General features: G+C 65.4%; 2 protein-coding genes and 2 pseudogenes. 3 read left to right on the forward strand and 1 reads right to left on the reverse strand.

Annotated features, from left to right (window positions below; translation table 11 throughout):
• Position 1 precedes the first annotated feature (1 nt).
• Positions 2-378 (reverse strand): annotated as a pseudogene (locus AC1D1G_RS44700) (Rv1733c family protein).
• 324 nt (positions 379-702) lie between these two features.
• Between AC1D1G_RS44700 and AC1D1G_RS44705 the strand changes: the two are divergent.
• The 3 genes and pseudogenes from AC1D1G_RS44705 to AC1D1G_RS44715 form a co-directional block, all read left to right on the forward strand.
• On the forward strand, positions 703-990 hold the full coding sequence (locus AC1D1G_RS44705) for a hypothetical protein (protein WP_280783210.1): 288 nt from the start codon (positions 703-705) through the stop codon (positions 988-990).
• Between the two features lie 98 nt (positions 991-1,088).
• The gene (locus AC1D1G_RS44710) at positions 1,089-1,736 is read left to right on the forward strand and encodes a response regulator transcription factor (protein WP_477956886.1); all 648 of its coding nucleotides are present in this window, start codon (positions 1,089-1,091) and stop codon (positions 1,734-1,736) included.
• A 68-nt stretch (positions 1,737-1,804) separates the two neighbouring features.
• Positions 1,805-1,998, forward strand: a pseudogene (locus AC1D1G_RS44715) (histidine kinase); the annotation flags it as partial.

The following is a 1,998-nucleotide window of genomic DNA, read 5'->3' on the forward strand; positions in this document are numbered from 1 at the left end:
GTCAGCTGACCGGCCATCCGGGTGTGCGGCCGCGATCGTTCCACTCTCGATCCCACTGGCGCATCCGGCGTCGGCCGTTCGTCCAGCGCACCCCCGAGTACAGCAGGAGGGAGCCGACTGCCGCGGCCGCCCAGACCGACAGTGCCGCGCTCACGGCGATCGCCGCGTTCTGCACTCGAGAACGGGGCTCGGCGACGACGTTGCCGTTTGTGTCCACCCCTACGGTGACCGTGTCGCCGCTGTGCGTGCCGGGTCTGGTTTCCACGGCGGTCGAGCGCAGGGTGCCGTCCGGTGCCGTCCACCGAACGGAACCACGATCAGGATGAATGTGATCAGGACGGCCGCGACGACGGAGTCGCATCGGTCCGTGGCACGCATGAGGGGATTTCGGCTCCAGGGCGCCAGGCGCCACCAGGGCAGTGCCTGATCAGGATCATCACAGCCTCCTCGGACCGTCCTCCTGTTTTCGAGCCTTGCGCGCACGAGGTGAGCGGCTAGGGCCCAAGGTCATTTGCAGGGATGACAGGGGCCGGACCGGCCTCGGAAGAGTGGCCGAGAGCCACAATTGCCGCGCAGTTCTCCCGCGAAAACCCGAGAAGAGTGACTTTCGGCCCTGGAATCGAGCGCGCCGTTATCGCACCGTTGCAGAAGAGCCGGCGCACGACATCGGAACCACCCGTCGGCGAGGGAACGAGGAACATCATGTTCGAAGGCCACGCCACCGCATCGCCGCGCGACGATCGTCACCGCCGAGACGACGAACCTGAGGAGTTTCTGTACGTGCATCCCGCCGGCTTCGCGCTCTCAGTGGTGTCAGGGGCAGCGGCCGCAGGCCTGGTCGTCCTGCTCGGCGCCTGGCTCGCAACCCCCCTCGTCGGAGTCGGCGCTGCCGCGACACTCATCGCCACCGTCGGTCTGGCGGCGGCGATGTTGATGCCCCACCGGCCACGCCGGCATGGGGCGAGCCAGGTTCGTCCAGCTGCTCGATAACCGCCGGAGGCCCTCGAGTGGGACGCTTCGGATGCCTGCTGATCTCGGCGTAGTCTGATTTTCCGGAGCGATCACACAGCAAGACTGGAGGTTGCCGCATGATCAACGTCTTTCTCGTGGACGATCACGAGGTCGTCCGGCGCGGAATCGCGGACCTCCTCACCGCCGACCCCGACCTGACCGTCGTCGGTGAAGCCGCCTCCTACTCTCAGGCGATGGCACGAGTGCCCGCACTGAAACCGGACGTTGCAGTCCTCGACGTAAGACTCCCCGACGGCAATGGAATCGAACTGTGCCGCGAACTGCACTCACTGATGCCGGAATTGCATTGCCTCATCCTCACTTCGTTCACGGACGACCAGGCGATGCTCGACGCGATTCTCGCCGGGGCCAGTGGATACGTCGTGAAGGACATCCGGGGTATGGAACTGACCCAGGCGGTCCACGACGTCGGGGCCGGCAAGTCGCTCCTCGACAGTCGCGCCGCCGCTGCTCTGATGGTGAAGGTCCGCGCGAACGCCAGTGAGAAGGAAGGAATCTTTGGGCATCTGACCAATCAGGAACGGACACTCCTCGCCCTGCTCGGTGAGGGGCTGACGAACCGTCAGATTGCTGCGCGGATGTTCCTTGCCGAGAAAACCGTCAAGAATTACGTGTCCAGGCTGCTGACCAAGCTGGGGGTGGAGCGCAGGACTCAGGCAGCGGTACTTGCCACGAAGATGCCGTCGAGACCGTCCGACACCTGACGGGCGAAGCCCTGAGTCCAGTAGCGGTTCCGTCATGCGGCACGCCACTACGTGGGAGAATGCGTCTCGTGACCCGTCAACCGGATGAGCGCGACCGGGGTCCGCTACTCGGTAGCCTGTCCGAGCTGCGGCTCCGTGAGCTCTTGACCGAGGTGCAGGAACGCATCGCGCAGATCGTCGATGCCCGAGATCACGTCGACGGGCTGCTCGAGGCGATGCTTGCGGTCACGTCAGGACTCGACCTCGACGACACGCTTCGCAC

The sequence above is a fragment of the Rhodococcus sp. P3_B8 genome, assembly GCF_056402775.1.

Bases quoted from the DNA above. Each gene is read 5' to 3' on its own strand.
- AC1D1G_RS44705 (WP_280783210.1), top strand. From the start codon at position 703: ATGTTCGAAGGCCACGCCACCGCATCGCCGCGCGACGATCGTCACCGC.
- AC1D1G_RS44710 (WP_477956886.1), top strand. From the start codon at position 1,089: ATGATCAACGTCTTTCTCGTGGACGATCACGAGGTCGTCCGGCGCGGA.